The following is a 26,655-nucleotide window of genomic DNA, read 5'->3' as shown; positions in this document are numbered from 1 at the left end:
TAAGCATGGAATTAAACAGGGAATACATTGATAAACTGAAAGAGATTATTGAGGCGGGCGACGAACAACAGGCGCTTCAGATGATGGAGTCGTTGCATGCGGCTGATATTGCAGATATCTATGATGAACTGAATATTGAAGAAGCCAAATTTCTTTACCTGTTGCTTGATGGAGAAAAGGCTGCCGACGTACTGATTGAACTTACCGATGACGATCGCCAGAAATTCCTGAAGGTTCTGCCAAGTGAGGTGATCGCCAAACAGTTTATCGACAATATGGATTCCGATGATGCTGCTGACATTATCGGCGAGATGGAAGAGGACAGGCAGGAAGAGATCCTTTCACATATCGACGATTTGGAACAGGCCGGTGATATTGTGGACCTGCTGAACTACGATGAGGATACTGCCGGTGGTTTGATGGCCAAGGAGTTGATTGCGGTCAACGAGGAGTGGAGTATGCCCACCAGTTTGAAGGAGATGCGGAAACAGGCGATAGAGGTGGACGAGGTATACTACATTTATGTGGTAAACGACGCCAATGTACTCACCGGTGTATTACCCCTGAAAAAAATGTTGCTCAGCCCTTCTGTTTCAAAGGTCAGGCATGTGATGAAGAAGGATCCGATAAGCGTAAAGACCGATACCCCAAGTGAAGAGGTCGCCCAGATTATAGAACGTTACGACCTTGTAGCCCTGCCTGTTGTGGATAGTATTGGCCGGTTGGTTGGACGGATTACGGTAGATGACGTGGTGGATGTGATCCGCGAAGAAGCAGACAAGGACTATCAGATGGCATCGGGTATCTCTCAGGATGTGGAAGCATCGGATAAAGTAATACGACTGACCAAGGCAAGAATTCCATGGCTGTTGATCGGATTATTTGGAGGGGTGTGTAGTGCACTTGTAATTAGTCTGTTCGAAGGGAATCTTCATCTTGATCATCGCCTGGCATTTTTTATTCCATTGATTGCGGCTATGGGAGGTAATGTAGGGATACAATCTTCAGCTATTATTGTTAAAGATATTGCCGCAGGTGTAAATATTTTCGACCGCACCTTTTTAAAGTTGTTCAAGGAGTTATCTGTGGCTCTTATCAACGCCATTATTCTTTCATCGCTTATATTCAGTTACAATTTCTTTTTTAATGAAGGAATTGATTTTGCACTGACAGTCAGTATCTCATTATTTTCTGTTATTATCTTTGCATCACTTTCCGGAACAATCGTTCCGTTAACACTGCACAAGCTGAAAATTGACCCGGCATTGGCTACCGGGCCGTTTATAACGACCATGAACGACATTGTGGGTCTGTTTATTTATATGACTATCAGCGGTCAGTTTTTTGGTTAGCAGTCAGATACACCGGTTTGAATCCGGAATAATTTCGAAAAATAAGTGCAGTAAAATTTGCATATTTCAGCAAAGAAAATCTATCTTTGCACTCCGAAAATTTGCGGACGTGGCGAAATTGGTAGACGCGCTAGACTTAGGATCTAGTACCGCGAGGTGTGGGGGTTCGAGTCCCTTCGTCCGCACATGAAAAAATCGCCTTACCTGTATGGTTATCAGGCGGTTTTTTTACATTACGGTTGTTTATAATAACTATCATCTGATGAATATCACAAAACAAGACATCAATGACGTTAATGCAGTGATCACACTCAACGTCGAAAAATCTGATTACGAGGAGAACGTAAACCGTGTATTAAAAGACTATCGCAAAAAAGCCAATGTGCCGGGTTTCAGACCGGGTAAAGTGCCTGCATCGCTTATTCAAAAGATGTATGGTAAGGCAGTTTTGTTCGACGAAGTCAACAAGCTTATGTCTGACGAGCTGAACAAATACTTGTCAGAAGCTGATTTTCAGGTATTGGGCGATCCGTTGCCAAGTGAAGATCAGGAAACTATTGATTTTGACAATCAGGATACTTTTGAGTTCAAATTTGATATCGGTATTTCTCCTGCGGTGGAAATATCACTTACAAAAAGAGAAAAACTGAAATACTACGATATTAAGGTTGACGATGAACTGATCAATAAACAGGTTGACTATTACCGTTCACGTTTTGGCAAACAGGTTGACGTGGAAGAAGCAGAAGAAAAGGATCTGCTGAAAGGTGATCTGGTTCAGCTTGATGATGCAGGTAATCCGCTCGAAGGAGGCATAGAGGGCAAAAGCGTGGTGCTTTCACCAGAAAGAGTAGTTGTTGAGGAGCTGAAAAAGGAATTTCTGGGTAAGGTTAAAGGAAAAACGATCAGGTTCAATCCTAAAACGGCTTTTGAGAACGATACAGAAGTCAGTTCTTTACTCAACATCAAAAAGGAAGAAGTTGCTGATCTGAATAGCGATTTCAGTTTTACCGTTAATGAGATCTCTCATTTTGAGCAGGCAGAAATTAATGAAGAACTTTTCAAACAGATCTATCCTGAAGATGAGGTGACCACTGAAGAAGATATGCGCAAGCGTATTGCTGACGAGATAAAGGAAAATCTGGTAAGTAACAGTGATTACAAATTCCTGTTGGATGCCAAAGACAAGCTGGTAGAAAAGGTAAAGGACATAGAATTACCGGAAGCTTTTCTGAAAAGATGGGTCGTGGCCACGAATAAAGAACTTACCGATGAGCAGTTGGAGAAAGAATTTCCGATGTTCCTTGATGATCTGCGCTGGAATATGGTGAAAGGGTCTATCGCTAAAGCCAATGAAATTAAACTGGAAGAAGCTGATATCATGACTTACGCTAAGAAGGTAGCTCAGTCACAGTTTGCACAATACGGCATGACCAATGTTCCGGATGAGCATCTTGAAAATTATGCCAAAGAGATCCTGAAGAATGAGGATCAGAGCCGAAATATCAGCGAAAGGGCATTTGAAAACAAAATACTCGATAAGGTAAAAGAGTTGGTTAAGCTGGAAGTGGAGGAGATCTCTCTCGATGCTTTTAACGAACTTGTAAAATAAAAACACAGCATTTAAATGCAAATTAATCTTAAAGGGTGTTCTAAATAAGAGCACCCTTTATTTTTCTGAGAAAAGATAGTTAACTTTGAGTTTCGGAAAAAAGATAAAAAATGGATAAAAACAACGATTTCAGAAAATTTGCTACCCGCCATCTTGGAATGAATGGACTGGCGTTCGACCAATATTCAGATGTTACCAGTAGTTATATCTCTCCCACAATTATTGAAGAGAGACAATTGAACGTGGCATCTATGGATGTATTCTCACGTTTAATGATGGACAGGATTATTTTTCTTGGCTTGCCAATAGACGAATATGTCGCCAATGTGGTTCAGGCACAGTTATTATATTTGGATTCTACCGATTCCACACGCGATATTTCAATCTATCTGAATACTCCGGGAGGATCGGTATACGCAGGATTAGGCATTTACGATACCATGCAGTTTATCGGACCGGATGTTGCAACCATATGTACCGGGATGGCAGCTTCCATGGGAGCAGTCTTACTTACAGCAGGATCAGATGGCAAGCGTTCTGCCCTCAAGCATTCCAGAATCATGATCCACCAGCCAATGGGAGGAGCACAGGGGCAGGCATCGGACATTGAGATTACCGCCCGCGAAATACTAAAGCTTAAAAAAGAGTTGTACCAGATCATAGCAGATCACTCTAAAAATCCATACGAAAAGATTGAGAAAGATTCCGATCGTGATTACTGGATGACATCTCAGGAAGCAAAGGAATATGGAATGATTGACGAAGTTTTATTTCGTTTAAAGGATAAGAAGTAATAAACAGGAAAATTAGATTATGGCAGTAGAGAAGTGTTCTTTTTGCGGGAGACCGAAGAAAGATGTAAATCTGTTGATTGCAGGAGTCGACGGACATATCTGTGATTTTTGCATCACACAGGCTTACGATATAATAAAAGAAGAGGTAAACTCGGGAGGCGATTTCGATCTTCACAGAGAGGACCTGCCAAAACCTGCTGAAATTAAAGGTTTTCTTGATGGTTATGTGATCGGGCAGGAAGCAGCAAAAAAATATATATCTGTTGCTGTGTATAATCATTATAAACGGATAATGCAATCTGAGCATAACGAGGTGGAGATTGAAAAATCCAATATCCTAATGGTCGGACCCACAGGAACCGGGAAAACGCTTTTGGCCAGATCTATTGCCAAATTGCTTAAAGTTCCGTTTACCATTGTGGATGCAACTGTTCTTACTGAGGCAGGATATGTGGGCGAAGATATTGAAAGTATACTTACACGGCTTTTGCAGGCCTCGGATTATAACGTAGCAGCTGCAGAAAAGGGTATCGTATTTATTGATGAGATTGATAAAATTGCCCGCAAGAGTGATAATCCTTCTATTACAAGGGATGTGAGTGGTGAAGGTGTACAGCAGGGACTGCTGAAACTGCTGGAAGGTTCTGTTGTGAACGTACCACCGCAAGGCGGAAGAAAACATCCGGATCAGAAAATGATACCCGTTAATACAAAGAACATACTCTTTGTATGTGGCGGTGCATTTGACGGAATTGACCGGCACATTGGAAACCGCTTAAATACCAAGGCAATTGGTTATGCTGCTGCAAAGGGTAATGAAACAGTAGATAGAAGTAATCTGTTGCAGTACATTGCGCCTCAGGATGTAAAGTCATACGGGCTGATCCCGGAGATAATTGGCCGTTTGCCGGTGCTCACCTATCTTGATCCTTTGGATCGAGATGCCTTACGACAAATATTAACTGAACCCAGAAATGCCATTACCAAGCAATATGCCAAGTTGTTCGAGATGGATGGTGTAAAACTCATTTTCGAAGAAGCTGCTCTGGATTATATTGTTGATAAGGCTATTGAGTTTAAACTGGGCGCCAGGGGGCTGCGTTCCATCGCTGAAACAATTATGATGGACGCGATGTTTGAGATTCCTTCCAAACCTCAGAAAACACTTAAAGTAACTGTTGCACTTGCCCGAAAGATGCTTGGCAATCTCAATAAAAACAGGCTGAAAGTGGCTTAATGTAAGGTATTATTTATAAGACGATTAATATCTTGAAAACTTGCATATAACCATAGTTTTTTTAACTTTGTTTTAAAGCTTTAATTAAATTTTTGGAATGAGTGAAAATAGAGACCTCTATACTGCTTTAAAAACTCATTTTGGTTTTTCTACATTTAAAGGCAACCAGGAACAGATTATTCACAATGTACTTGATAAGAACGATACATTCGTGTTGATGCCAACCGGTGGAGGAAAGTCGTTATGCTATCAGCTGCCTGCATTAATGATGGAAGGGACGGCTGTTATTATATCTCCTTTAATTGCTCTAATGAAGAACCAGGTTGATGCCATGCGTAATTTCAGCTCTGAAGATGGTGTGGCTCACTTCATGAATTCCTCACTTTCCCGTTCCGCCCTCGAACAGGTTAAATCAGATATATTGTCGGGCAAAACCAAAATGGTGTATGTAGCTCCGGAATCGTTAACGAAAGAAGATAATATCTCATTTCTGAAAAATGTGACCGTTTCGTTTTACGCCATTGATGAGGCTCACTGTATTTCTGAATGGGGGCACGATTTCAGACCTGAATACCGCCGGATCAGACCAATTATAAACGAAATTGGTACGGCGCCGCTCATTGCATTAACGGCAACAGCTACACCAAAGGTTCAGCACGATATTCAAAAGAATCTGGGAATGCTGGATGCGAAGGTCTTTAAATCTTCATTCAATCGTCCAAACCTGTACTACGAAATACGGCCTAAGGTTAATACAGAGAAAGAGATCATTAAATTCATAAAGAACAACGATGGTAAGTCAGGAATTATATATTGTCTGAGCCGTAAGAAAGTGGAGCAGCTTGCTGAAACATTGCAGGTAAACGGCATTAAGGCACTTCCTTATCATGCAGGCATTGATCCTGCCACACGTTCCGCTAATCAGGATGCTTTCCTGATGGAGGAGGTGGACGTGATTGTTGCTACCATCGCGTTTGGAATGGGAATTGACAAGCCCGATGTACGATTTGTGATCCATAATGATATTCCAAAAAGTCTGGAAGGTTATTACCAGGAGACAGGTCGTGCAGGCCGTGATGGTGGTGAAGGGCAGTGTATTACATTTTACAGTTACAAGGATATTCAGAAACTGGAGAAGTTCATGCAGGGTAAACCTGTGGCTGAACAGGAAATTGGGAAGCAGTTACTGCTTGAGACGTCTGCATTTGCTGAATCATCGCTTTGCCGCAGAAAAGTTCTTTTGCACTATTTTGGTGAAAAATATGAAGAGGAAAACTGTCATACCTGCGATAACTGTATCAACCCGAAAAAACAGATTGACGGACAGGGCTATCTGATTCAGGTCATCAATGCCATTATTAAACTGAACGAAAGGTACAAGGCAGAGCATGTCATTAATGTACTGGTAGGGAAAGACGATGCAGCTGTAAAATCATTTAAACACCATAAACTGGATATTTATGGTTCTGCCGGTGACACCGAGCCAAAGTTATTCGCGGCAACGATTCGTCAGGCACTGATAGAAGGAATTCTTGATAAGGAAATTGAAAACTACGGCGTGCTAAAGGTTACGCCGAAAGGGAGAGAGTACTTACAGAACCCATATGAATTTAAAATAGTGGAGGATCACGAATATAGCGATGATGACGATGAGCCGGGTATGCGTGGTGCCGGTACTTCATCGGTTGACCCTGTGCTGTTTTCAATGCTGAAGGATCTCAGAAAGCAGATTTCCAAAAAACAACAGCTGCCGCCCTTTGTTATTTTCCAGGATCCTTCTCTGGAAGCCATGTCAACCAATTATCCCATCAGCATAGAAGAATTGCAGAATATGCCTGGAGTTGGTGCCGGTAAAGCCAGACGTTACGGAAAGGAGTTTGTGGAGCTGATTAAGCGGCATGTAGAGGAGAACGAAATAGAACGGCCCAGTGATCTTGTGGTAAAAAGCGTGGCCAATAAAAGTAAACTGAAAGTTTACATCATACAAAACATCGACAGAAAACTTCCGCTGGATGAGATAGCAGACGCCAAAGGATTGGAAATCGGAGATCTTTTAACAGAGATTGAATCCATTGTTTATTCCGGCACTAAACTCGATATAAACTATTACATAGAGGAAGTCATGGATGAAGATCATGTGGAAGATGCCTTTCTTTACTTTAAGGAAGATGCAGAATCGGATGATATTCAGGCTGCGTTGGATGAGTTGGGTGAAGATGAATATTCGGAAGAGGATATTCGGATGATCAGAATAAAATTCCTCTCGGAATTAGGAAACTAAGAATCAAACTGAATTTTTTAAGCCAGATAAGCGTGCATTAGGCTAATACGGTCCTCCTTTGAAAAAGAGGGACATCTCATTCATAATCTTTAGCGGACAATGCAACAGGTGTAATAGTATTAAAAAAATAAAGCCTCCTTTCGGGAGGCTTTGGTTTTCGTTGTAAATTGGATTTTACTGTAAATGTTTGATTAATCCCTTTAGTTCGTTTGCACTCCTGAAAAATTTCGTGTTAGGAGGAAACTTTATTTGTTTGTTTTCAAATTGTAATCCCGAAATAAGCAATATTTTTTTATTAAAAGTCTGACTAATGTCATCTACAATTTTCTGAAGTTCCTCTTCAAGGATATAAGAGGTTTTAGTCGTAAGCAGCAGATCAAAATCGCGGATATGGTGGTATATTTTCAGATCTTCCAGCGGAACAGACTGCCCAAGATATATTACTTTATATCCCATGTTCCTGAGAATGTAATTATAGAATAACAGACCGAGCTCATGAAGTTCCTCATCAGGTAGAAAAAGAATAAATGTATGCTTTTTAGTTGGTGCAGGAAGGCCATCAATAGCGGTTATGATTTTCTGCCGTACAAAGTTCGACAGAAAATGTTCCTGTGTGGTGTCAATGGTGCCGGTTTGCCACAATACCCCAATCTGTTTCATTACCGGACGTATGATCAGGTTAATGGTTTCTTCCATCCCCATTGCTGAAACGGATCGATTGAATAAAACTTCCAGTAACATGTCATCCTGATCAAGAACTGCACCAATTATCTGGTCAATGGTGTCAATGTCAGAAGAATCCGGTTTATTGAAGTTCCTGACTTTCTCAGCTATTTCCGTCGTACTCATTCTGGAAATGCGGGAAATTTTTGTTCCGCGCTTATTCAGAAACGCGATGTTCATTACTTTTTTCAGCTGTTCATCTGAATATCTTCGCGAGTTACCCTCCGTTCTGTCAGGATGAACAATTTTATACCTCTGTTCCCATATACGAATGGTATGTGCCTTAATATCGGTTAAGGCCTCAATATCTTTTATGGTATAAGTCTTTGACATTCTTATGCAAATATAAGAATGTTTAATTATAATAAGAAATAATTAAACAAAATAATTAATTAATACTGATCCATCGTGAGCAGTTCAGACTTAAATAGTTTGTAGAATTGTTTGTGTTGCACCGGCATTTTCTCTGACATAGTTTCCGGCAACTTTTCCTGTCTTTTTGCATCGTTCAGGATCATGTAGCAATTGATCCAGTTTAAGTTTCAGGTCATTGTAATTGGCTATGGAAAACGCTGCGTTAAGATTAATCAGATCGCAGGCCTCATTAAATTTCAGGTAGTTCGGACCAAAAATAACCGGCAGGTCATAGACGGCTGCCTCAAGCGTATTATGGATCCCAACACCAAAGCCACCGCCAATATACGACAGAACGCCGTACCGGTAGATATAGGATAACTTACCGATGGTATCCACAATCATGACCCTGGATTCTGAAACGTTGACTTTTCCCGGATCTGTGTAACGGCAAACAGGAATGCCTTCCAGCCTTTCCTGTATCTGCTGAATATGCTTATCATGAATCTCATGCGGGGCAATAATTAACTTTACATATCTGTCTTTTACTTCTTCTCTGATGTATTGTGATATCAGTTCTTCATCGGGTGGCCAGGTGCTGCCGCAAACCACCACTTTGGAATCTTTTGCAAAAGTTTCCAGCAGAGGATCGCTAAATTGCGATTCGGGAAGCGATGTGACCCTGTCAAACCTTGTATCTCCGGCCTTAATTACATTTTCTGTTTCGATGGATTCAAGTAATTTAACGGAATCATTGGTTTGTACGAAGATTGTTGTAAACTGTTTTAGCATGTTACGATACCAGCCTCCGTACCACTTAAAAAACAACTGGTTCTCCCTGAAAATGGCTGAAACAAGATACGTTGGAACAGCTCTTTTCTTCAGTCCGGTCAGAAACCAGAACCAGTAATCGTATTTTACAAAAACGGCTTTCTCTGGTTTCACTGTATCTAAAAAGAACTTCACATTGGATTTGGTATCAAACGGCAGATATAAAATCAGATCAGCTCCGGGATAGTTTTTTCTGACTTCATATCCGGATGGAGAGAAGAAGGTAAGCACAATTTTTTTACCGGGATGCGACATTTTATACGCTTCAATCAAAGGGCGTCCCTGTTCAAATTCACCCAGTGAGCTGCAATGAAACCAGATGTATTGGCCGTTTGGATCAATACCGGCAGTAAGTTTATCTTTCCAGTTTTTTCTGCCCGCGATCATTCCTTTGAGTTTTGGATTGAATGGTGAAAGCAGGACAAGGAAAAACCTGAATAAAGCGATTCCCAATGAATAAAGTATTCTCATTCTAATGTAATATATAAGCGAATAAAAATCCCAGATAATTTCCTGCAGCATAACCAATAACCCCAACTGTTATTCCCGGTATGAGCAGGTTTTTATTGTTGAGTGTTCCTGCAATAACGGGTACGAATGGTGGAGAACAGATGAGCGCTGTGGAGGTGATCATCATGGTGTCGGCATCTACCCCGAATACCTTTGAAAAAATAAAATGCAACACAAAGGTAGAGAATATTACAAAGGCTACATAGTAGAAGATGGTGCTGCTGAGGTGTGCAATCTCATAAAAATTAGCCCGGGTGGCAATGGCCAGACTGAATACATAAATGAAGTACATACCTGCAGGAAAAGCTTTTTTAAGGCTGGATGCAAAATTAAACATGGAGATGGCAATGGCCAGCGTCGTAATCATCAGAATGATTACGATCATCTGATATTTCTCGTGCAAACTAAGGCCGGTAAAGGCACTTACACCTGCAATACCGATGCTGATAAGAAGTCCCAGAGCTGCATATTTATAATCAAATGTTACAAACCATTCTTTCAGTGTTTTGGGTTTCTGATCCGTTGTAAGATCCGTAGTCTGGGCATCAGGATAGTGTTTCAGCACTTTTCTGAACCAGACTTTCCCAATGGTCATCAGGAATAAAAGGTAGATGGCACTCAGGATTGTATCCATGGTGTGCACGCCGATATATACATCGTTTGATACATCGAGTCCGGTTTTTATGGAAGCCAGATTTGGTGTTCCTCCTGTATAAACACCTATGAGCATGGCGCCAATTTTCCAGCCTTCTGCAATTTTTGATCCGAACATGGCGTGTCCTACTCCTACTACCAACATCAACGCCAAAACAGCAATGATCATGGATTTCAGGGTCACGCCTGCTGTTGCTTTCCAGTGCCTTGGATTGGCGTCAAACAAAAGAATGGGTAGCGCCAGCAGAATAGCTCCGGATGCAATATTGTCCTGAAGCGCATACGTTGATTCGTTGAACATGGGCGTATGCCCCAGCAACATACCGATGGCATAGCAGATAAGTACTGCACCGATTTTATTCAGAACGCGGTACCGTTGAGTTAAATAGGAAATGATTAAGGGAAGAATAAGAAAAAACAGTACTAATAATATGGTCATAACAGTTCACTCCATGTAAGACATCAAACAAAGATGTGAATTTATTTTCAAAAATGCCTGCAGAAGTACTCATTTCATAGATTTTAAATTAAGGGTTTATTTTTCACAGGCTGTTTCTTTGATATTTAAGTCATAATAATCAGTAATATATAACCTGATCCATCCATATTTATAGATGTCGCCTTTCCTGATTCTTATGGCCAGGTACAAATCACCTGAATTCCATATATTATTGGCAATTTCTGCGCTATTTGTCCATTTCGGAGTATAAGAACTCAGTATAGCTGAAATTAACTTGTGTTCTCCATCTGAATCGGGGCCCAGAATTTTCCAGTCTAATTTGTTGTCTATTGTGTCTCTCAGGTGCAACGGGTTTAGATTTATTTCAATTTCGTTATTGCCGATATTCAAAACCTTACAGGCTTTTGTTGGTTTAAAGCATCCGGCCATTGAGCAGGCATAACCATAATATGAATAAAATTTAATGTCATTAGTGCCATCAGAATTGAGGTCGAGTGATATTGTACCGGAATATACTGTTGAAGGATATCCGGCAGCAGTTTCGTTTTCGAAAGTTATCTTTTGTACTGATGGATATGTATGCGTATCAAGTTTCTCTGAATTAATTCCTGCAAGAATAAATTCAGACTGAATATCTTCAGATGTATTTATATACTCACAGCTTAATAGTAATAGAAAGACTAAAAGCCAGATTGAATCCCGTTTTCTCATATTATCAGGAACTTAAGTTTGTAATATATCGTATCATTGATATTCTACATGTAATTTATCTGCCGGATTCTTTAAAATTTAAGCATCTCACTTTCATTTCTGGGACCGACACATCTTTAGCCTTAGGCAATTAGCATGTTTTGTGCCCCTTAATAATTCTATGACATTTGTTTTTAAACAGGTTCATGTCATGATTTTCAGGTTATGTTTTTTCAAACACCATACGAAGATATTCTATAGTTGTTATATTTCCAACTAAAGTGTTCGAAATGTTATGTTTAGAGACAGCCTTTAATGGAAGGAGACTCAATTTGATGCTTCCTTCTTTCTCTGAAGTGCCATATACCTTAAATTCAGAAATAAGATTTCGCTCACCAGAACAATAAGTACACCTGCCAGGTAATACAACCTGTTGATGTGCAACGTGATAAATGTTGAAATTAGAAATACGGCAGCAGTGATCAGTAATGAAAAATCTATTGGCTTTTTCAGAGGACGCATGCCTTCCGGCAATACTAGAAATAGCATCATCAGTCTGATGCAGACCAGGAATGTGGCAATGGCATAACCAAGCTTTTGAAGCGGAATTTCGTGGTGTGTATCAAAGAATACGGTAAAGCTTACAGCTACCAGGCCAAGCGATAAAAGCAAGGGAATAAATAAGTATTCAAGTAACGAGGCTTTTAAAAATCCTTTTTGAGCATCTCTTTGTGCAACGATCGTAAAAAATATCCACCAGAGGGCAAATACAATTGCAATTTCAAGCGTAAAATTAAGCCAGGTTGAGAACCCTAAGGCGTTTGTCTGCGTAATGCCGTTTACCACACCCAGAACTACTTCACCAAACATTATAATTACCAACAATCCCATGCGTTCGAACATGCTTGATGACAGTGCGATATCTGATCTGTCGCGGTGCAGCAATACCACAGAGAACATTGGAGGGGCATAATTGCATACAATGATCAGCGGGAAAAGGAGCTTCTGCCATTCTGAATTTAAAAACAGTGTCAGTGCCATCAAAGCGAGCGAAATCAGGTAAAGAATGGTATACGGCCTGTTGTAGCGCCGATGTGATTTATCGTAAAACCCAACACTCCACCACATATAGGTGATGTACAGCTGCATGATCATCAAAACGACCATGATATTAAAAAAACGGTTCTCCTGGGTTTGATCGATAACAACCGCCAGTGCAGCAATAATAACCATTTGCCAGAGTGTCATGAGTCGGGTTCTTAAGCCATCATTTCCGTGAATATCGTGGTAAAGGCTTCCGTTCACCCAGCCCCAGTAGATCAGGATGAACATAACAGCATATTCAAAAAAACTTTCGGTGGTGATATGCAAAGAAAAGTGATGGGTGATCCGCGAAATGGCAATCACATAAACCAGGTCGTAAAAGAGCTCCAGCCAGCTGACCCGTCTTTCTTCCTGCGGGCGGTCAAATTTTTTTGGCGGCCCCCACCATGATGCAGAAGTTGTAGGTAATCGCATAATACTATGTTTGCCGTGGGATGAGATAAATATACGATGATTTCTCTGTAATACAAATACATCAGTCGAACAGCATTGCAATCAGTCTTTTTTCCTTACGTATTGTGTTAATACTATCCATCCAGTTTTCCCATTAAAACCTAATCTTATAAGGAACTTTTTCATTGCATATATTTTTTTACTGGTGTTTCGGTAGTATAGTGTCGTTCCGATGTATATCGGGATGCGCTACTGCCGTGTATTGTATGTAGATTTATTTCGTTTTCAATTTTCAACATATTCTTTAATAAAATCTTCGTAGGTAGTAATAAGTTGATTCTCTGTGCCTAAAACATCCTTTAAATAAAAGCTTACCATCTGCTTACTTTCTTTTGAATTGTTAAACATATTTGGATAAATAAAATCACTAAGTTTTTCTATTTTGGTATCAATCATACCTGATAAATAATTCATAAGGATAAGTTTCGACATCATCTTGAAGTCAATAGAGTTAATCTGGTCTTTTTTATAAAAATCTAATCCTGCATTGCTTACTGTGGCAATTGTTAAACCTCCTTTTTCCTGGAATAGATTGAGAAGTGTTCTGGAAGATTCTGTGTATTTGGTCAGAGAGTCTAATAAATTAGTTTGTTTCTCAATTACTCCTTTTAAGTTAGAATAATTGTCTAGCACTTCCATATTTATGGTTCTCATTGATGCAATGTGATATTTTCGCGCATGATTACTTTCTTTAAGGTTATTCAAAAATAATGCAAGCAAAACACCAGCAGTAACTATTGTGAACTCGATTAGATAAGGCTTAATTTTTTTCATTATTAGTATAAAAATCAATAAATTTCTCAATACGTTTTAAAAATAATATTCTTTGCAATAAAACTCGTAGTCTTTTACGTTCCCACGTTATGCTGTCGTGCGGGAGTTCGAAGTTACTTTCCTATCAGTTTACACCGACTTTTTTATGAGCCACAAACGCTTGCAAACCACTGAAACCCGCATGCACTATACCATGTGTTGCCAACAGTTTATTTTAAATTGTAAATCAATCCAATATTTAAAGAATGTCCTAAGGAATTATTATATAGTTCTTTATGCAAATCCATAGGGAGTGCTATTAATCCATCAATTGAAGCGTTAAAACTCAATTCAAATTTTTCAGAAAATGAATAAATAAATCCACCTTGGAATGAACTAATTAGAAAAATCCCTGTTGGCCAGCCTAAAGCAATTGTTGGTTTTAAATCTCTTTTGCCAAAAACATATTGAAAACTTAATGGAATTTTAATACTATAATCATATTCATCTTCTTTATCATAATCTTTTTTCAAATATGGTCTATCGGAATATATAATTCCCGTTTTCAAATAAAGTTTCTCATTTTTTAATGGTCTCCATATATGCACTAAAAATCCAACTTGAGGTGTATAATAATTGTTGTGATATGTTACTCCAGACATTAGTTCAAATTTATAGGTTACCTTTGGAATATTTTTTGTGTAATTCACACACTCGTTGTCATTACAAATTGCATTATGATAATCAATTGATAAATTAACCAAATCTCGTTGGTCTAATCTATCCATTTTATCAATTTCAGGAAAAAGCTCTGGGGCTTCAGACATATATGCCCTTAAATAACCAAGATATTTTTTATTTTGTACCATATAATCCTTACCGTCTATATTTTGGATAGATTTGTTATTGTCATCCAGTTCTAAAAATTCCTCATTTTCCTTTTTGATAAAATATCTATCAGAACTATTTATTGAAAACAGATCAATTTCACCATCCACTAAAAATTCGAGAAAATACCAGTTCACTTTACCATTTGATTCCTTTATTTCTCTTGACACAAAATATTTTCCATCAATTACTCTAAAGGCTTTAATTTCATTAGGAAAATACTTAGTAAATTCTTTGGCGTCAAATTTCTTAAATAAACAGTATTCTTGATTTTTACTAACATTTCCAACGCCATAAATAGTATCATTTTGTAGATTCACTATTAGTGAAGGGGAAAACTCAGATTGAGAAAATAGTGATTGAAAACCAAAAATTATTAATCCTAAAGTAATTGAAAATCTTAATTTCATGTTCATATGTATTTTAAAATTGTTGGCAACGGTGAGTATAAGAATAGTAGCCGACTGCGGAGTGCTTTCCTGTCAGGTTACAACTACCGGAGAAAAGGGCCGGAACGTTCTGTTAACCACTTACTGCCAATGTTATATCTCTGATGTTATCACTCGACCTTTTTTATTCTGTCCACCGTTTTTTTCTTTTTTCTTTGTACCATAAAGCAAGTCCGAGTAGGATTATCATTAGTATTAAACCGGGCTCGCTCATTCTCTGCGTGTCTTCATCAAGGTCTAATGATTTGTTGCCTGCCAAAGTTTGTTCCTGTTTCTTTTTTAACATAGCCTTTTGCGCTTCATTCTCTACAACCAAATAGGATGTTACAGGTGTCATTACTTTTGAGATAAAACTGTATTTTACCAGATTCAACCATTCCCTGTCTGAGTTTTCAGGATGCAATATTTGCGAATTCCATAGTCCCTGCATGGTCAAGGCCGTTTTCCAATCCCTTTCTTTAACATCCGTTTGCCTGACATCAAATACATCCTTTTTCAAAATGATATCTGGCTCATGGTTGTTTCTTAAATAGGCAATTGAATTGTCTGATAGCTTGTATTCCAAAACTGTTTCGCAAAACATACATTCTCTTAATGTTTCCGGCAGTTCTTTTTTTGGATTTTCCATTAAGGAATGTTCTCTTAAATCTCCGTTCTTATCAAGGCAAAAAAATAAGTCATTTTCAGGATATGTGAATTTGAAGTCTGCAAAATCTCTGTCCAAAACGGCATTTTGAATACTGTCGGTTACGACCACAATTACAGGATATGTTTCTGATTTGTCCTGATAGGCATTAACCAATGTTGTTTTTATTGCTCTTTCCAGGTAAAAACCGCCTTCAAAAGTTTGATTTTTATATTGTTCTTTCCAATCATTACCTAACGTTGTAGTCGTTACGTAAATATTTACAAAGCTGATTTTTGCGTTCTCCGAAAGTGGTTTATTGTTTGCTAAAACCTTTTCAATTCTTTTGATGAAATCTGTTGACTTATTGTTTTGGTTTTCAGATGCGTCAACCAAAAAATGAAAATAGGATTTGCGTTTAACAGACTTCAAATCTTGTTTTTGTTGTGCTGAAACATAAGCCATATTTTCGGTTTCAATGTTTTCATAAATTGTTTCATCAATGTTTCCTAATTCAATGACATTATGGTCAATGTTTAGTTTTACAGGCTCTTTATGTAAGAATTCAATTCCTGTTTTTCTTACTTCATCTTTTGCGAACGGAAATACTCTGAAAGCAACTCTGTTTCCTGTCAGATAATATAGAATTCCCGGATCTCGGTTTTCATTTCGGATTTTTGAAAATATCCACATTGCTGATTTTTTCTCTGCTAAAATACCCGGCTCTTTTACGTCTCCAACATAAAGATAGTAATCGCTGATCCAACAACCATGAGGTAAATCTATCGTTGTGGCATATTCAGATAGCCAGGGGTTTCCGTTTTTGTTGGTAATTTCTAAATCAACCCAACTTTTCCACGTTTTTTGAGTTTTGTCGTAAGTGCTTTTTGTGCTGATATTACTGATTTGAACATTGTAATTCTGGATATTTTCAGGCGGTAACTCAAAAGTTGGGGTGTCGAAAAATATTTTTTCAATTGTATTAATTTTAGCGTCAGACAAGGTAAGATTGTCCATGACCAGCCAGTTAAAATACGATGACAAATAGGGAATCCCGTTGCCAAAAATTCCACCCGTGCTAACTCTGTGGTCTTTATGACTTTTTATAACATTGAGTGTTTTTTGAAGCGAAACTTTATCAATGTCATAGTGCTTTGAGTAGTCAGGACTATATAAATAAGATAGTGTTTCATTTAAAACGCTTTTATCTTTCAGGTATGTTTTGGTAATTATTGCCGGAATGACCAGAATGCCCAATATCGAAATTCCGATAATAAGTTTTTTTGAAATCTGCGTTTTCAGGAAGGTAAAATCCTTTGAAAGTTCGTTGATGTGAATAACGAAAAGGAGTAAAGGGGATAACATTAAAAAACCTGATCCGATCACAATAATTGCAACTACTGATAGAGGCAGGAAAGGGAGAAACACCAAAAAGAAATAGAATGTGTAAGCAAATGTTATGCTTCGGCCAATAAATACAAGTAATCGGTATAACTTATTTTCAAGGTTCGGTAAACAAAGCATTATAGCATTTACAATGGCCAGAATATAAAACCAGGCATTATTGAAATCTCCAAAAATTCCGGATCCACCCGGACCGAAACTATTAAACAGGTAACCATTGTTTACTGATAATCCCAGCAATGGTAGTATCAGTGCAATTGGAATTTTCCAGGCTAACTGGTATTTCTGCCAAATTTCCGTCTTTTTAGACGCAAGTATAAAAACACCCCTGATTAAGAAAAAGAGAAAAGCTAATGTGGCAGCAATAACAAGAACCACAATCGTATGAATAAAAAAATCACCCTCAACACGTTGCCATAACGGAAGTATGATTTGTGAAAATAAGTACCCTGAAACAGGAATCCCAATTGCAATTAGAAAATTAACCCAGGCTTTGTGTTCCCTGTTCTCAGGTGTGAAATGAGAAACTAAAACAAATAAAGAATAGACAAGCGTTGGCATCAGGAATGTTCCAACGAATAAATAGATGTTACCCGAAAGCATCCATGACGGAATTGAAAACGGAAAGATATGGTCTAAATGATAGCCGTACAGGTAAATGTAAGGTATATAACAAAGCAGGGCAATTAAACCATACCAAACAGAAATACTCTTCTTTTTTAAAGTCAAATAAACCGTATAAGAAAGATTAAGTAAGCCAAGAATTCCTAACGACAGTCCGAAAGTTTTCCAAAGCTGGATACTGTTATCATCCAATAAAGTTTTAATGATATTGAACTGACCAAAGAAAAGAATAAACAGGACCACTAACGGTAAGGTGTTTAGAATAAAAAGCCATTTCGGGTTAAGTAAATTTCGCATGGTTTCGTTTAGTTATAAAATTTTTTTCAATTAGAATATAAGCCAAAATAAGGAATGTCAGGTTTGTAATTATTCCAATAGCTTCGTGTATGATATGTTGCTGGTTCTGGAAAATATTTTTTGTCTGTGTTTGTACAACCATTGAAGCAATAATCCGCGATGTATTTACAAAAATTGTCAGGATATATGCTCCGGTTAAAGCTGTCGGAATGGAAAGGATTTTAATTATTGCTTTATCAAAATGCCTTACGGTCAGATAAGTAAAGAGCAGAAAACCTAAAACCCAAAAGTTAAAACCTGAACAGGATTTGTCAATAATGATGTTGAGTTGTTCGTGGAAATATCCGCTATCCGAAAGATATACAGAAGGCGAACCTGTTAAAAGTCCAACAAGTTTGTCGGTCGGTTTGAGAAGAAAAATCAAATCGTTATTGTCAGCAAGTGTAAAGGCAAATTTCAGCAAGATAAAAAGGCCTGCTGCTGTCAAATAATACGGTATATTCTTGTTTGTCTGCACTATATTTTTAGTAGAGTGGTAACTAGTATATATCCCGACATTCATTCGGCTTTACGCATTTATTTGGGATGTAAAGCCCAGGTATTATCTGCTTTAATTTTTGTGTCTTATGATGATTCTTTTGCATGACAGGTTATATCAGAGCGCATCAAAACGATACAGGTTCTTTTCATTATGGTGAGACTAAAATACATAAAAAAGTGATATCATGGTATAAGGGGAGAGGATAAACCCCACAAAAAGCTCTTTTGTAATTCTTTAGGATACGTGGAGCATTATGTTTAAATAATTTTGGTTTCAGGGCATATTGTTCTGGTTTTTATTCAGTAAATCTGATAAGGTGTCATTTTGGATTATGAGGTATAGTCCGTGCATTGCTTGCCGGACAATCTTGTGTGTATAGCCGGGTGTTAATAATACGCTGTGACGGCAATAAAATTTACAAAACCTTAGGACTGGTCTTTCTTATTATCTTCAATAAACGACCATATTCAATATCAGCTAAATTCCAGTTGTATAATTTAGGGTCAGTTGTATTCGTAAATTGAATAACCACTGCATCAATGTCTTTGTGGTATTTGGCAATGCTTTGATATCCCGGAACCCAACCTTTATGTTCATACTCATATATGGACGAATAAATGTCCTGTTCTCCTTCATCAAACACTGTTCCATCGTTTAAGGCACGCAAAAATATGCCGACATCTTCGGCTGATGCTACCATTCCCCGGTCGTCGGTTTTTAAATCCAGGGGATAGCCAACATGGTAGCCGCTCATCACACTATCGGTATTGACTTCATTAACCGAAGCGAAGGTGTTTTTCAGATGAAGCCGGTTTAAAATTTCCTCCTGAATAAACTGATAATGAGGATACCCCAGAACGGTATCCATAATTTCGGAAAGGAGCAAATAGTTCGTATTGCAGTATTCATACTTTTTGCCCGGCTCAAAATCAGCGGGCAGATCAAGAATTAATTCGAGGTTTTCCTGGTTGCTTTTTGGCGGAGTTGCCCAATAACCCGGGGTAGCGGTATAATTAGGTATGCCACTGCGATGCTTAATCATCATTCTCAGTGTAATTTTCTCAGCATTTTCAACCCGCCCTTGAAGTTCGGGTAAATAATCAGCCAACGTTTTATCCAGTGATAAACGTCCGCTGTGTACCAGTTTTGCGACAGCAACAGCATTGTAAAGTTTACTGATGCTTCCGATTTTGAATAAGGCGTGTGGGTTGGCTGGTGTTTTGTTTTCGCGGTTGTTTAATCCGGCAGCAAAAAATGCAGGTTGCTTACCAGCTTCGTCAACATAGACAATAATGCCATCAAATCCAAGGTCAACAGCTTCATCCAATTGTTCCTGAACCGTGTCAGGTAGTGGTAAAATCCAGGCCTTAACTAAAATCCACGGCACAAAGAACATGGAGGCGATTGTTCCAACCAGCAATGCTATTCTGACGATTCGTTTTGTTGGTTTATTCATTGGTTCGTTATTAATCTATTCTTTTTCCAAACGATAATTTCCGATAGTATCCATGTTTCTCTACTACCGGATACCAGAGCTGTTTTAGCTTTCATACTAACATACAACATATTTTTTATCCTTAAATGTTCATTATGGGTGATATAAATTAGGTGCAAGGGGTGGGTTTGCAGAGTTTGGTACTGCTTACCTGGACAGAAGCTAATGCGGAACTAAGCCCCGCATGCCAGTGAAACCAGTTGTTTTATGACCGTGGGTTGTGTGTCGTTTTTTTATTTATTTTTTCTATTGTAGCTAAGAACCATTTCAATCGTTTCATAATATGCAGCGTAAAGTATACTGAAAGAATAATTGCAATTTTATCATGAATCTCGATGAAAGCTTTGCGATTCACTTCACTTCCTTCCAATACATCTATAATCCATGGAATAAATCCGGTAATTGCAACAACAACAAAAATTACCGATAATGTAAACACTTGTTTATTTTTATTTACCAATCTTTTTGCAATTACTGTTTTATACCATTTCCAATGCCGTGAAATATGAAAAGCAGCCAAAACAGAAAGCATAATAATTGAGATCTTATGAATCACCGACCATGTAGAATAATCCAGTCCTAATGAATATTTATTTGTTATGTCATTACCATGATTACCGATATGATATTGCACTTGAATTAAAAGTCCTGAAAACACTGTTGCGAACCCCCAAAAAAGTAATCCAAAGTTTATAATGAGCTTGTTAAGATATTTTTTCATCTGAATTACTTTTAGGACAGTTTAAAAATGGCACTTGCGGTACATATATTAACGCATTTCATACAACCAATGCATTCAGAACGGTTAACAAACTTAACGTGTTTATGCCATGGCAGATTAATACGGCCAATCACATTTTTGGAACATATATTTATGCATTTCCAGCATGCGTTACACTTCCGTGTATCAAGACCTAAAAATGAAGTAGATTTCGATTCTGTTTTGAAGAAGTTTTGTCTCATATTTTTTGAGCAAAGTTCTTCAATGGTTTTCCATTCAACGATAACAATTGTTAATTAATCATTTTGGTTTTCTGTTTCTAATACGACTAAGCGAAATGGATGTTATCCCTAAATACGACGCGATATAATGTTGTGGTATTCGTTTAATTATTTCCGGGTGATTATTGATGAGATCCTGATATCGTTCTGTTGGTGTATCCTTTATCCTTGAAAGGAAAAGCTGTCCATAATTTCTGAATCGTTGAAAAATGAAATCCTGAAATCCGGTTTTAAATGCAGGGTAGATATTTAATAATTTTTCAAAGTCTGCTTTGCCAATTGTGTGAATAGTAGTTGGTTCAATACTTTCAATTGTAAAAAGGCTGGGTTCCCGATTCATAAAACTGTCAATTGATGCAACTGGTTGTCCTTCAAAAAAGAACTGGAATGTTATATCTTTCCCGTCTTTATTGAACCACTCACGTAAACAGCCTTTTTTAATAAAATAAATATTGTTTGAAATCTCTCCTTCGTTCAACAGAACAGTTTTCGATGCAACTTCATCTTCTATAAACAAATCCTGAAACTGTTCCCAGTTATCCTCATTTTGTTGTATTGTATTTATCAACTTATCTATCATTTTTTCTGGAATGAACCGGACTTTTTAATATTGTACTACAACGACAACATACCCCGGACGCCGCAATGCAATTTACAAAATATTAGCCTCAGTTATTTTTTCATTTTAAGTCTTTCGATTCTTTTCTTGTAGAAATCATTACCACTTAAATTAAAAGCTTTAGCTGCATATTTGATTGCATTATCAAAGTCGCCTTGTGCTTCATAATAATCAGCCATAGAATCATAAGCATTTGCACTTTCAGGATAATATTCAGTGGCAAGTTCAAAGTACATTTTCGCCTTTTCTGGTTGTTGCATGTCCATATTCATATAACCTGACATGTTTAAAAGTTCTTCCGGATAAGGCGGTTCAGGATAACCAAAATGTTCCTTGAGCTTCTTTTCTCTGTGTTTTATGATGCGAAAAAGCTCTTCTTTTGGTGTGTCAAATGAATTTATTTTATCAGTATTTTCCATTTGATACCATCCAAAAAGTGAAATTAAACCGTCCATGATAGACGGAAAAGGAATTGTACCATGTATATCTCCGGGGTAAAATTTCCATTCAAACGACAATCCGTTTTTAGCGTTTTGCTTTACCAATTTTGAAAAGGCAATATTCGAACGGGCGAACAATGTGAAATCTGTTGTGTCCTGCATTACATTGTCTATCGTTATTTGCGAGTTCTGCATGTGCAATTGTCCGCTTAATGTCATAAATAAAGCTTTGTTTTCATATTTCCTGTTAGGAATTATTTCCCGCGCTTCGTTTAATAGTTTTTGGTCATCCCAATCCAGGCTGGGGTCAATGGCTAAATAATTCGCGAATAAATTGGGTTGATTAATTAATGTGGATATAGTGAACAAACCTCCATAGGAATGACCAATTAGTGTTCTGTAATTGGTAACCGGATATTTGTTTTCTATAAAAGGAATTAGTTCTGTTGCGATAAATTTTCTAAAGTTATTAGCTTTTCCATTTTTTTCATTAAAAGGCATCCCGTATTTAGTAGTTATAGATGACGTGGTTAGATCTCTTACTCTGTTTTTATCATTCGAGATACCGACAAGTACCATTTCAGGCGTAAAACCACCGCTGTAATAATTTTGCACATCATTTACCGTAGGAAGAAAAACTTCTCCATCTAGAATATAGACTACCGGGTATTTTTGACTTTTCTCAGGGGTATAACTTACAGGCAATTGCACATAAATCTTTCTTGTCTCGTTTAGTATTTTGGAATAGAGGCTATCCCAAACGCCTACTTTCTGTAAAAACTGTTGATTTTGATTTCCCTGAGCTTTTACAAATTGCTGAATGAAAATAATGAGTCCTATTGTCAGTACTAGTTTTAATCCTTTAATCATTTTATTGTCCTTAATCATTCTTATTTTGTTTCTCATAATTGAGGTTAGCGGTATGTGTATGTGCCCATAGCCTGCTATGGCAAATACACGATGCTCCAAAACGTTTTTTATTGTTTCCGTTTCGCTTCTATTTCAGGTAACTTCTTCTTATACTCTTCAATATCCCAGGTCATACCCCAATTTGAAATATATTCTTGTATGGTTTCGAGCTCAACTTCCGCTCTTCTTTTGTCAACATTGTCAGGGTCAATAAGAGGTAAAACATAATATTCACCTGTTTCCTGATCTCGACCGATCTGACTACCATAAATCTGTTTTTTACCTTTTCTTAGCGCTACTCTATCTTCTAAAAGAGCCAAACTGCTTGCTCTTGCATTTCCTTTGCTTACTGCTTCCCGCATCATTGGTAAATACTTTTCTTGAGTTTCAATGTCAGAGTGTTGTATTACCAAAAATAAAGTGGCATTCCCTTGGTTTCCTATTACGTCTGGCCCAAGCCATCCACGTTCATCAAGTATTTTTTTTACTTTACTTAAGTTTATTGAATCCTTCTCATTGATTGTTTTCCAATGCACTTTCATCTCATCGGACTCCCAACCATATTTTTCTTCTATTCCTTCTATTTGTTGTCGGTATTTTTGGTCTTCTTGATAGATTGTGTCAAGTATTGCAACTAATGGCTTATCTAGGTTAGCTTCTGTTTTTTCTTTATTTGTTTTTACGATTTCAATAACCTTAGTCCACCGTTCATCATTGTGAAGTGAATTCAAGTCTGTATCTGTTGTTATATGCCCATAATCGGTATAATTACCATTGTGTGCAATTTTGAACAGTTGAACAAAAGCAGAGTCAGGTTTATTTGCCAAAGCCCATGAGCAAGCAGCATTGTATCTGTCATATAACATTCCTTTCCCACCGAGAGCGACAAAAGCTTCTGAATACTTTTCTCCTGATTTTAAAAAGTCTTTGCTTTCATATAAGTTCAAAGCCGTTTTTATTAGTTCGGAATATTTTTCACTGTCTTGTCCAAACGTATAGTTGAATACAAATAGACTTAGTATTGTCAATACTGTTAATTTCTTCATTGTCGTTTATTTTTAAATGTGTGGTAACGGATATGAATATACATACTTTTTTATGTTGATTGACATTAAAGTCATTCATCATTAGTAAGTTAATCGCATTTTTTGTTCTTTATGAAAAATTGATATTTGCTTGGCTTTACTTTCAACAATATTAAATTCAGAGCCTTTCCATCACGAAAAGGAACTTTGTCCGTTTTAAAAATAAAGTTAAAGAAAATATCAAAGCGATTAAATTTATTATGGATTACACCTGTGATTAGGTTAAATATTGTGCATTGGTCTATATCATGAAAAATCTTAATAAGGATTTGGAAAAGTTTGTCTTCGTTTCCTGGAAATATATTTAAGCCTCGCTTTATTCAAAGAGTTTTTAAACATTTTATTGTTTTTAGTCTGTTCTTTTATTCCGGTTGATTCAATTTTGTTAAATTTGGTTTGTTAACTCTGAGAGATGCAAAAATTAACGTTACAACAAAAACTTCAGCAAAAATTATCACCACTGCAAATTCAGGTGATAAAGCTTCTTGAGGTGCCGGCTATGGAGCTGGAGCAGCGTATAAAGAAGGAACTGGAGGAAAATCCGGTGCTGGAGGAAGGAAAAGACGAGGACCTTTCTGTGAAGGAAGAGGATCCATATGAGGAGAGTGGCGTGGATGACGACTTCTCTTTGGATGAATACATTAACCAGGATGATATTCCGGCGTATAAATTGCGGTCAAGGAATTATTCCAAAGACGATAAGAAGACAGAGATCCCGTTTTCGGTAGGGAAATCGTTTCACGAATTTCTGCTGAATCAGCTGGGTGAGATTGATCTCAGCGAAGAGGATCATCAACTGGCTGAATACGTCATTGGTAATATTGATGAAGACGGATATATTCGTCGCGATGTGGAGGCCATGTCAGACGATCTGGCATTTATCATGAACCTGGATGTTCAGGATGCCCATCTTTTGAAGATTCTCAAGAGGATTCAGAAATTCGATCCTCCGGGCGTTGCAGCCAGGGATTTGAGGGAATGTCTGATACTTCAAATTCGCCGCAAGGACCGGTCACGGGATGTGATTTTGCGTGCCGAGGAGATCGTGGATGAGCATTTTGATGCGTTCACTAAAAAGCATTATGAAAAGATTCTCAAGAAAACCGGTTGGACACAGGAGCAGTTTAAGGAAGCACTGGATGAGATTCAGAAACTGAATCCAAAACCGGGCAGTTCTTACAGCAACCAGCAGGTTAAATCGGTTCAGCAAATTGTGCCCGATTTTATACTGGATCTGAAAGATGACGAACTGGTTTTATCCTTAAATAACAGGAACGTACCCGATTTAAAGGTGAGCCAGACCTATGCTGATATGCTTGAGACCTATGCGTCATCAAAAGGCAAGCAGTCGCGCGAACAGAAAGATGCCGTGCTATTTGTGAAACAAAAGCTGGATTCTGCCAAGTGGTTCATCGAAGCCATAAAGCAGCGCCACAACACGCTGATGACAACCATGCAGGCCATTGTTGACATGCAACACGAGTACTTTGCCGATGGTGATGAGACCAGACTGAAACCCATGCACCTTAAGGATATTGCGGCTGTTACCGGGTACGATATATCAACCATTTCAAGGGTTAGTAACAGCAAATACATTCAGACGCATTTTGGGATTTTTCCCGTTAAATATTTCTTTTCTGATGCGATGCAAACGGATTCAGGAGAGGAAGTTTCGACCAAGGAGATAAAGACAATTTTAAGTGAAGCGATAGAGGCGGAGAATAAACGCAGACCTTTGACCGACGATAAGCTGGCTCAGCTGCTGAACGATAAAGGTTACCACATTGCCCGCAGAACCGTTGCTAAATACAGGGAACAGCTGGGGGTACCGGTGGCCCGTTTAAGGAAGGAATTATAATGAAGGAGAAGTTAGCTAAGACCCTGTCCGTCTTGTTTCACCCGCTTTTTATGCCGACGTTTGGGTTAATACTGTTATTTAGTTTTGATAACCTGTATGGATTTTTTCCACCAGTTTACAAATGGTTTAATATTCTGGTTATTGTTGTGTTTACCTTGCTGATCCCATTGATCTCATTCTGGATCCTGATGAAAACCGGCCAGATCTCTGACATTAACATCCGTGATAAAAACGAGCGGCTTGTTCCGATGATCCTGACATTCCTGTCGTATGCCGCTGCTTATATATTGTTGCTGCGGTTTAAAGTGCCGCAGATTGTGACCCGGTTTGTACTTGGAGGTGTACTGACCCTGCTGATCTCCGGCACTATTACACCGTTCTGGAAAATCAGTGCACATATGACCGGGATTGGTGGTTTTGCCGGTGCTGTTTTTATGTTTGCCCTGGTGCTGAACCAGAATTTGTCGCCAATGGTTAGCTTTATCATTCTTATGGGAGGAAGCCTTGGTTGGGCACGAATGCAACTTAAAGCGCACACACTTTTACAGGTTACAGCCGGATTCTGGCTTGGATTTCTTACAATGATAGCCGTATTCTGGAGTATTGCATAA

At 38.1% G+C, this 26,655-nt stretch carries 22 protein-coding genes and 1 tRNA gene; 8 read left to right on the top strand and 15 right to left on the bottom strand.

Features of this window, described 5'->3' with window-relative positions; genetic code table 11:
- The first annotated feature begins 5 nt into the window (after positions 1–5).
- The 6 genes from mgtE (at position 6) to recQ (ending at position 7,276) form a co-directional block, all read left to right on the top strand.
- On the top strand, positions 6–1,352 hold the full coding sequence (gene mgtE / locus ACE1ET_RS19540) for a magnesium transporter (RefSeq protein WP_375730113.1): 1,347 nt from the start codon (positions 6–8) through the stop codon (positions 1,350–1,352).
- A gap of 103 nt (positions 1,353–1,455) precedes the next feature.
- Positions 1,456–1,537 (top strand) — tRNA-Leu (locus ACE1ET_RS19535).
- A gap of 77 nt (positions 1,538–1,614) precedes the next feature.
- A complete protein-coding gene (gene tig / locus ACE1ET_RS19530) occupies positions 1,615–2,964 on the top strand; it encodes a trigger factor (protein WP_375730112.1) in 1,350 nt (449 codons plus the stop codon).
- A 110-nt stretch (positions 2,965–3,074) separates the two neighbouring features.
- Positions 3,075–3,758 (top strand): ATP-dependent Clp endopeptidase proteolytic subunit ClpP, encoded by a 684-nt coding sequence (gene clpP / locus ACE1ET_RS19525; protein WP_375730111.1) that lies wholly within the window; start codon positions 3,075–3,077, stop codon positions 3,756–3,758.
- Between the two features lie 19 nt (positions 3,759–3,777).
- Positions 3,778–4,995: an ATP-dependent Clp protease ATP-binding subunit ClpX gene (clpX, locus tag ACE1ET_RS19520; protein ID WP_375730110.1), complete on the top strand. Its 1,218-nt coding sequence runs from the start codon at positions 3,778–3,780 to the stop codon at positions 4,993–4,995.
- 97 nt (positions 4,996–5,092) lie between these two features.
- A complete protein-coding gene (gene recQ, locus ACE1ET_RS19515; RefSeq protein ID WP_375730109.1) occupies positions 5,093–7,276 on the top strand; it encodes a DNA helicase RecQ in 2,184 nt (727 codons plus the stop codon).
- A 174-nt stretch (positions 7,277–7,450) separates the two neighbouring features.
- On the opposite strand, the gene ACE1ET_RS19510 is transcribed toward recQ, so the two are convergent.
- From ACE1ET_RS19510 to ACE1ET_RS19440, 15 genes are all read right to left on the bottom strand, one after another.
- Complete coding sequence (locus tag ACE1ET_RS19510; protein ID WP_375730108.1) at positions 7,451–8,332, bottom strand: MerR family transcriptional regulator; 882 nt, start codon at positions 8,330–8,332, stop codon at positions 7,451–7,453.
- 90 nt (positions 8,333–8,422) lie between these two features.
- Complete coding sequence (locus ACE1ET_RS19505; RefSeq protein ID WP_375730107.1) at positions 8,423–9,655, bottom strand: 3-deoxy-D-manno-octulosonic acid transferase; 1,233 nt, start codon at positions 9,653–9,655, stop codon at positions 8,423–8,425.
- Between the two features lies 1 nt (position 9,656).
- Positions 9,657–10,787, bottom strand: a complete 1,131-nt coding sequence (locus tag ACE1ET_RS19500; protein ID WP_375730106.1) for a DUF819 family protein — start codon at positions 10,785–10,787, stop codon at positions 9,657–9,659.
- A gap of 96 nt (positions 10,788–10,883) precedes the next feature.
- Positions 10,884–11,519: a hypothetical protein gene (locus ACE1ET_RS19495; RefSeq protein ID WP_375730105.1), complete on the bottom strand. Its 636-nt coding sequence runs from the start codon at positions 11,517–11,519 to the stop codon at positions 10,884–10,886.
- A 306-nt stretch (positions 11,520–11,825) separates the two neighbouring features.
- On the bottom strand, positions 11,826–13,016 hold the full coding sequence (locus ACE1ET_RS19490; RefSeq protein WP_375730104.1) for a low temperature requirement protein A: 1,191 nt from the start codon (positions 13,014–13,016) through the stop codon (positions 11,826–11,828).
- Positions 13,017–13,280: 264 nt separating this feature from the next.
- Positions 13,281–13,829 carry a hypothetical protein gene (locus tag ACE1ET_RS19485; RefSeq protein ID WP_375730103.1) on the bottom strand — a complete coding sequence of 183 codons (549 nt, stop codon included), beginning with the start codon at positions 13,827–13,829 and terminating at the stop codon, positions 13,281–13,283.
- Between the two features lie 209 nt (positions 13,830–14,038).
- The gene (locus tag ACE1ET_RS19480) at positions 14,039–15,106 is read right to left on the bottom strand and encodes a hypothetical protein (RefSeq protein WP_375730102.1); all 1,068 of its coding nucleotides are present in this window, start codon (positions 15,104–15,106) and stop codon (positions 14,039–14,041) included.
- Between the two features lie 163 nt (positions 15,107–15,269).
- Positions 15,270–18,095: an MSEP-CTERM sorting domain-containing protein gene (locus ACE1ET_RS19475; RefSeq protein ID WP_375730101.1), complete on the bottom strand. Its 2,826-nt coding sequence runs from the start codon at positions 18,093–18,095 to the stop codon at positions 15,270–15,272.
- Positions 18,079–18,612, bottom strand: a complete 534-nt coding sequence (xrtK, locus tag ACE1ET_RS19470) for an exosortase K (protein ID WP_375730100.1) — start codon at positions 18,610–18,612, stop codon at positions 18,079–18,081. Before xrtK ends, ACE1ET_RS19475 begins: the two co-directional genes overlap by 17 nt.
- A 439-nt stretch (positions 18,613–19,051) precedes the next feature.
- Entirely contained in the window at positions 19,052–20,092 is a 1,041-nt protein-coding gene (locus tag ACE1ET_RS19465) for a serine hydrolase domain-containing protein (RefSeq protein ID WP_375730099.1), read from the bottom strand.
- Between the two features lie 244 nt (positions 20,093–20,336).
- Positions 20,337–20,852, bottom strand: a complete 516-nt coding sequence (locus ACE1ET_RS19460; protein ID WP_375730098.1) for a DUF4405 domain-containing protein — start codon at positions 20,850–20,852, stop codon at positions 20,337–20,339.
- Between the two features lie 11 nt (positions 20,853–20,863).
- Positions 20,864–21,094, bottom strand: coding sequence for a 4Fe-4S dicluster domain-containing protein (locus tag ACE1ET_RS19455; RefSeq protein WP_375730097.1), 231 nt, complete (start codon positions 21,092–21,094; stop codon positions 20,864–20,866).
- 58 nt (positions 21,095–21,152) lie between these two features.
- Positions 21,153–21,713, bottom strand: coding sequence for a Crp/Fnr family transcriptional regulator (locus ACE1ET_RS19450; RefSeq protein WP_375730096.1), 561 nt, complete (start codon positions 21,711–21,713; stop codon positions 21,153–21,155).
- A 92-nt stretch (positions 21,714–21,805) separates the two neighbouring features.
- Complete coding sequence (locus tag ACE1ET_RS19445; RefSeq protein ID WP_375730095.1) at positions 21,806–23,098, bottom strand: alpha/beta hydrolase-fold protein; 1,293 nt, start codon at positions 23,096–23,098, stop codon at positions 21,806–21,808.
- A 71-nt stretch (positions 23,099–23,169) separates the two neighbouring features.
- Positions 23,170–24,147 (bottom strand): DUF6624 domain-containing protein, encoded by a 978-nt coding sequence (locus ACE1ET_RS19440; protein ID WP_375730094.1) that lies wholly within the window; start codon positions 24,145–24,147, stop codon positions 23,170–23,172.
- 451 nt (positions 24,148–24,598) lie between these two features.
- Between ACE1ET_RS19440 and rpoN the strand changes: the two genes are divergently transcribed.
- Both rpoN and ACE1ET_RS19430 read left to right on the top strand, forming a co-directional pair.
- Positions 24,599–26,044 carry an RNA polymerase factor sigma-54 gene (rpoN, locus tag ACE1ET_RS19435; RefSeq protein ID WP_375730093.1) on the top strand — a complete coding sequence of 482 codons (1,446 nt, stop codon included), beginning with the start codon at positions 24,599–24,601 and terminating at the stop codon, positions 26,042–26,044.
- Entirely contained in the window at positions 26,044–26,655 is a 612-nt protein-coding gene (locus tag ACE1ET_RS19430; protein ID WP_375730092.1) for a hypothetical protein, read from the top strand. Before rpoN ends, ACE1ET_RS19430 begins: the two co-directional genes overlap by 1 nt.

The organism is Quyinboa mangrovi, assembly GCF_042219825.1.
Lineage (GTDB): Bacteria > Bacteroidota > Bacteroidia > Bacteroidales > UBA5342 > JBHJHP01.
Note: the sequence above shows the minus strand (reverse complement) of the source record. Positions and strands in the feature narration are given on the sequence as shown.